Annotated in this window: 5 protein-coding genes and 1 pseudogene; 5 read left to right on the forward strand and 1 reads right to left on the reverse strand. The window is 66.8% G+C overall.

The genetic code is table 11. From position 1 onward, the window contains the following. Positions 1-131: 131 nt before the first annotated feature. A pseudogene (locus IEZ27_RS55760) lies at positions 132-335 on the reverse strand (transposase family protein); the annotation flags it as partial. Between the two features lie 324 nt (positions 336-659). On the opposite strand from IEZ27_RS55760, the gene IEZ27_RS52115 reads away from it, so the two are divergent. From IEZ27_RS52115 to IEZ27_RS52135, 5 genes are all read left to right on the forward strand, one after another. After that, on the forward strand, positions 660-995 hold the full coding sequence (locus IEZ27_RS52115; protein WP_189654096.1) for an SCO0607 family lipoprotein: 336 nt from the start codon (positions 660-662) through the stop codon (positions 993-995). A gap of 376 nt (positions 996-1371) precedes the next feature. Further along, positions 1372-2151 (forward strand): neutral zinc metallopeptidase, encoded by a 780-nt coding sequence (locus tag IEZ27_RS52120; RefSeq protein ID WP_189654097.1) that lies wholly within the window; start codon positions 1372-1374, stop codon positions 2149-2151. Between the two features lie 499 nt (positions 2152-2650). Beyond that, entirely contained in the window at positions 2651-3004 is a 354-nt protein-coding gene (locus IEZ27_RS52125) for a DUF2809 domain-containing protein (protein WP_189654098.1), read from the forward strand. Positions 3005-3202: 198 nt separating this feature from the next. After that, on the forward strand, positions 3203-4078 hold the full coding sequence (locus tag IEZ27_RS52130; protein WP_189654099.1) for a tetratricopeptide repeat protein: 876 nt from the start codon (positions 3203-3205) through the stop codon (positions 4076-4078). A 514-nt stretch (positions 4079-4592) separates the two neighbouring features. Continuing rightward, positions 4593-5486, forward strand: a complete 894-nt coding sequence (locus IEZ27_RS52135) for a hypothetical protein (protein WP_189654100.1) — start codon at positions 4593-4595, stop codon at positions 5484-5486. The last annotated feature ends 514 nt before the right edge of the window (positions 5487-6000 follow it).

Below are 6000 nucleotides of genomic sequence, written 5' to 3' on the forward strand. Positions count from 1 at the left end.
CGGCCAGCTCCCGCACCACCGCCTCCACCTGCGTGGCCAACGCGATCGTGCGGCGCTGATACGGTCTGGCCAGCTCTTGAAGCGGCTCCCGGAACGTCTGCCGCTCGCACCCGACCCGTCGCACACCTCAACCGCCGAAACCGCAATCGCACCAGCACTCGCTGCCCACCAACCGGCAGGTCAGCCAGTTGCCGATCCACATAGCCGTGCACCCGCCCGGCCGCCCCGCAGCCGGGACACGCCACCGGCGCGCCCGTGGAGGCGACATGCACCACGATCGTCCCTGCTCTGGGCTGAACGCTGCCGATGGCCAGGCCGGCCAGGTGCGGGAGCACCAGACTCGCAAGATCCTTTATGTCACACCGGCGTCACGCTGACACAGCACCCCAAGGTAGCCATGGACTGACACGTGCTATCACGTTCCGTCACCACCGAAAGTGGGCCAGAGCCGAAAACCGTGCAGTCCCGTTCTGCCTGATGAACGACGGCGGGCGAAGGGATTCGGCGCCCTGATGAGTGCTGGCTTGAGCCGGTGTCCACGCCGCCTGATGGAACGGCCGGGACAGCGGGTGGAACGGGGTGGAACGCGGTATCTGCAGGGGCGCCCAGTTCGGGTGAAACGTCATGGGTTCCGGTAATCGAACGTGAGGAGAAATCTCGTGCGCACGCAGAGCCGAGTCGGCAACTCTATCGCCAAGCCCAGCAGAGCCTACTCCCTGGCGCTGGCCGCTATCGCCATTGTCCTGTCCACCGCCGCCTGCGCGGGGGAAGAACGCGTCTGCCTCGAGAACCACTACCCCGTCAAGCTCATCGGCAGCGAAACCGGCAGCCGGTGTGTGTCCGTACTGGACGAACCGCCCGCCGGTTACACCCGCTACCCCGAGGGCAAGGTTCCGGCGGTTGTCGGTGACAAGTGGTACCAGTACTGGAAGAATGTCATCTTCGACGCCAGCGGCAAGCCGCTCGACGTCAACGGCAATCCCGTACAGAAATGACAGAATCTCGAAGTCATCCCGGTCTCCTCGACAGTTCGCGTACAGCGGCGGCGCGTGGCTCGTTCCGCTGGCGGTGGCCCGGGAGTCGACCACCGCCATGAGGGCGGCGTCGACGACGATGAACATGGAACGTCACCATCAGGCCCATGGGAACGACAACTCGCGACAGTTGAATAGACGAGCCCACCAGGATCAACCCCGGATCCGCAGGGGTCAGATGTGGAAGCCTGCACGAGAACGATCCTGAGCCGATGGTTCGCCGGTGAGGGCTTAGCCGTTTCGTCCGGCGAGCGGCGTGAGTCGCGGATCAATGGCTCCAGCTCCAGGCCGGTACCGATATGGCGCTCCAACCCCGCAAGCCCTATTCTCCCCCATCGTGAAGCCCCTCAAGATCACGGCACTCGCCTGTGCCCTCCTCACCCCCTTGACCGTCACGGCGGCCGCGCACGCCTCGGCGTATCCCGTGAAGAACCCCGTGCTCGTCAAGAACGCGTTGTACCAGGCCGGGCCGCTGCCCACCACGACCTGTAACAACCTGCCGGACGAGCCCACGACGCCCGCCGAGGCCCGTACCTACATCAACGAGGCCCTGCGCTGCCTGGAGAACACGTGGGGACAGCACCTGCAGAAGGCCGGCCTGCCCTATGAGCCGGCCAAGGTGCAGTACGTGACCCGCCTGCCCAAGAACTACTGCGGGTCCGAGGACGGCGAGACAATCCAGTCGTCCGAGGTGTGGTACTGCGACTGGGACCGCACGCTGTCCTTCAAGATCGGCAAGTACTGGCTCCTCGGGCCCATTACCGGCCTCGATCTCTTCAACACGATCGCCGACACCTACAGTTACCACGTGCAGAAGCAGGCCGGTCTCTACGACGCCGGCGAGGACCTCAGAGCCGCCAGCAAGGCCGAGCACCTCGAGCAGGGGCGGCGCATCTACCAGCAGGCCGAATGCCTGGGCGCGGCCTTCACCAAGAGCGTCTGGCCGCTGCCGGGCAAGACCGAGCGGGACTGGGAGAAGGTCGCGTCGTCCTTCTACCGCGACTCCGCCGAGTACGGCAAGGCCGCCAACCGCAAGCGGTGGGTCAAGGCCGGCTTCCGCACCGCCGACCCGGCCTCCTGCAACACCTGGGCGGCAGCCTCGTCCAAGGTCTCCTGACGCGATCGACCCCGACTGGCCGGCCAGAACGGCCTGGCCGCCGCAGGGGCGGGCGGCATCAGCACGGCGATCAGCCCGGGTGCTCGCCACCCATGGTGCCCGCGTGGCGATCCGCTACCTCGAGCGGGACGCCACCACCGCCGACCTGCCCAACATGCCGTACGGCCGCCCAGATACTGTGCGTCAAGTAGTCGCTCACACTACTTGAAGTACTTGCTGCGCGACTGCGAGCCACCAAAGAATGCCGCCGCTCCCGGCTGGCCCAGGATGGCCGGTCCAGCGCGGCGGCGGCAGCCGGGGCGTGGGCGGTGCTGGTGGCGTCGCTGGCATCGCCCGCCTGGTGTCGGTGTCCTCCTCCCGAGCGTGGCCCTAGCTAGCAAACACAATGCGGTCTCTGCTGGACACGCAAGCAGCATGCCGCCACAAGGGACGAGCTCTATGATCAGGTTCGTCCTGATCGTTGAGATTCGGAGAAGACGTCAATCTCATGCGCCGTGCCATGGTCCTTCTGGGTGGCGTCGCCCTCGCCGTCGGCGCGTTCACCCTCTTCTACCGGGGCCCGGGACAACCGTTCGTCCGTGGATACGTGAGCGACGTCGGCGCCACCATGCTGGTCTACGCGTTCTTGGGGCTGCTGTGGCGCACCACCGCCGCACGCCGCACCCTGGCCACGGCCGCGATCGCCGCCGCCGTCGAGCTTTACCAGATAGTCGGCATGACCCCGCCGGGCATCGGTGGTGTCCTGGTCGGTGCGTTCCCCGACCCATGGGACCTGGTCGCCTATGCCATCGGTGTGGTCGCGGCTCTGGCCTGGGAACGCCGATCGGTCCGATCCGGTGATCAGACCGGCTGACTCTCCCACTCCACCCCACCGGCACGCTGACGGTACGGATGGCCCCCACAGCGGCGAGGTCATCGGGTTCGTCCTGCGCGGCGGCCAGCCGTTGCAAGGCAGGAGGAGGTCCGGCCCACATAAGAGCTCGCGCGGATAGGTGGCGAGACAAGGGCGTGGAGTAACACAGGCATGTTCCGGATATGGCAGGCTTCCCGGATGAACGTGGAACGCGCCCTCGATCTCCTCGCCCAGTGCGCCTACCGCTTCTGGGACGACCACGGCACCGACGAGATCGGTGCGCTGCTCGCCGAGGCGCGCGCCTGCTACGACGCCGCCGAGCACGCCGAGCACGCGGCGGTGGCGATAGGCCGCTCTCTGATCGCTGCGTTCGAGATGCGCCTCTGCACCGACGTGGAGAACCAGGTGAACTCCGGCTGGGACTACGACCTGGAAGGCCCGCCGCTCAACGGCGTGGAGGATGACGACTGGGACGACGTGAGCCGCTCGGTCGCCGAATGCGCCGCCGAGGCCGCGCGGGCGGCGCTGAACGCCGATCCCGAAGATCCGCTCGTGCCGATCCACCTCGGCCACGCGCTCGCCTGGCTCGGCGACCGCGACGGTGCGGTAGCCGCCTACCGCGAGGCACTGCGCCGCGACCCGTTCGACGAACAAGCGGACACCTGCCTCAAAATGCTTGAGGCCGAGACCAGTCCGCCACCCGCCCTGGAGACGAGCCCGCGCTCGTACGCGTTCGCCCTGCTGCGCGAGGAAGCGCGGATCAGCAACTCCGAATGGATCGACATCGGCCACGTGTTCAGAACACTCGCCGCCGCGCAGGACGCCGCCGAAGCGAGACTGCGCGAAACCGGCGACCTGACCCGCGAGGACCTCGACGGCTACATCAAGCTGGAATTGGATGTCCACCGCCCCGGGCGGCCGGTCGTCACGTTCGAGCTGATTGGCCGGATCCCACCCGAGCCGAACGAAGGCCCGTTCCGATTCGACTGGTCGGACGTCCCCCTGGACGAGCCCTTGGAGCCTTCGCTGCCGCCGGGGAGGCCAGTACGGATAAAGAACCTGTTGTGCTTCTGATATGTGCGACGGCCGGCAGATCTACTGCGATATCTACGGCAACTCGGAAGGGAACCGCACCGTGGACGTGACCTGGCGCTGCACCACGGCCGCGTCATCGGATCAACCGTTCACTTCAACCAGGCCGCCTGGAACCCGCACGGATTAGTGATCTTCATGGGCCTCGGGAAGGTCGGTTGTCCCAGCGGTGGGTGGTCCAGGCACGGCGGATCAGGTCAGCGGGGGTTCCACAAATCCGACCGCGAATGAGGAAGATCGCCGCTGCCTCTTGCCGCGGCCCGGCTTCTGCGTGCATGCAGCAGTAGTAGGAATCTTCATGGACGGACCCAGCTACCGACCCAAGAAGCGCCCGGCATCAAGAGCACCGGCGAGAAGTAGCCCTTCACCCACCCGTGACTGGGCACTTCAGTTGGCGGACTCCATGCTGAGCCGTGACACGTTGGAACCTAGCCACGGTTGTTGACACTGACCGTGGCCGGGCCCGTTCGGGGCGCCTCCCGGTGACAATAGGGGCATGCAGGATTTATCGACCAAAGCTGTCCTGGGACGTGCAGCCCTCATCGGGTTGGTGACGGGCATCCCCACGGCCATCATCTGGGTGGACATGCAAGGGGAAGAGCTCGACGGGACCGTTCTCCCGCCGGCCATGTTCCTCTTGGCGATAATCCTGGGCACGGTGGGCGCGCGACTGGCCAGGCTGCCGCGCTGGGGCGTGGTCGGTCCTGTCGGGGGCGCTGCGGCTTGGTTGCTCATTGGTGCCCTCGCGGTGCTGGCGCCGGTGCCGGAGCTATTCGGCCCTCTACCGGCCCTTGTCGCCCCTGTCTACGTGGTCGGTGGTGTGGTCGGATTCGCCCTGTCGGCGTGGTCGTTGATGTCGCCCCTTCGCTGGTGGGCAGTAGCCCTGGCCGTAGCCGTGCCCCTCGGATCCTGGGGCGCGGCGCAGTACAAGCCGCAAATCCTGGCCTGGTTTGACGTCCGCAGCCTCGAGAGGTCCGGCGTGCCGCTGATCGCTCCAGCAATCCAGGGTTACCGGCTGGTCCACGTGGATCTCAATGCCGCCGGGCAGCGGGAGCCGGAACCGTCCACCTGGCTGGAGTACTGGCGGGACGCCACGCCGAGTCGGGGATTCTCCGAGATCCAGGTCACGGTCTGGCCCGCCGCGGCTGGAAACCCGTGGGATTCCTGCCTGGCGGTCACCGAGGACTTTGGAGTTCCGCTGCGATGCAAATCGCTCCCGGGAGACCGATGGGTCCGGACCGGCGCCGGGTCCTCCTGGGTCACCGTCTTCGCCAGGTCGGGCGATGCGCTGATCATGCTCAACGGTTCGAGTATCGCCGAGGCTGACCTGGTGGCAGCGCTGTCCACCTTCCGTCCCATCTCGGCCGTCGAGCTTGCCATGGCCATGTGATCAGCAAGAGTACGGCGGCGCCTGGCCTGGCATTACGCCTTCACCGCGGAGTTGGCGAATTTCGCCAGCTGAAGCGCTCAGTCACACCACACCAGTACGGCTGTGGGCTCGGGGACTGCCGACCCTGATCCCCCGCCAGGCGAGAGCAGCGCCCGCCCACCGGGCGCGTCGGCGGGCACCGCACAAGGCGGGCGACACACTCGCACCACGTGCCGGACCGGGAAGGTCCAAGGTAGACGCGCGCGTAGCCGCCGTTCGGCGCTCAGCCTCTGGCCTTCAGGATGCCCTCGCGGAGTGTTCGAGATCGGACATTATGGGCGGGTGCTGCGCTACGTACTGTTGCGCGACGCTCTTCGGAAGCTCAGTCTTGAGCCCTCGGCAGGATGTCGTGCGGTGAATCATCTGGGCCTCACGGGATCGGATCCGCTGCAAGGATGACGGCCGTGCGCCGCTACGAGACGAGTATGTACGACAGCAACCGCTGGGACGGCTTCGAGCTCCGCCCCGGCGACAT

The sequence above is a fragment of the Nonomuraea spiralis genome, assembly GCF_014648435.1.
Lineage (GTDB): Bacteria > Actinomycetota > Actinomycetes > Streptosporangiales > Streptosporangiaceae > Nonomuraea > Nonomuraea spiralis.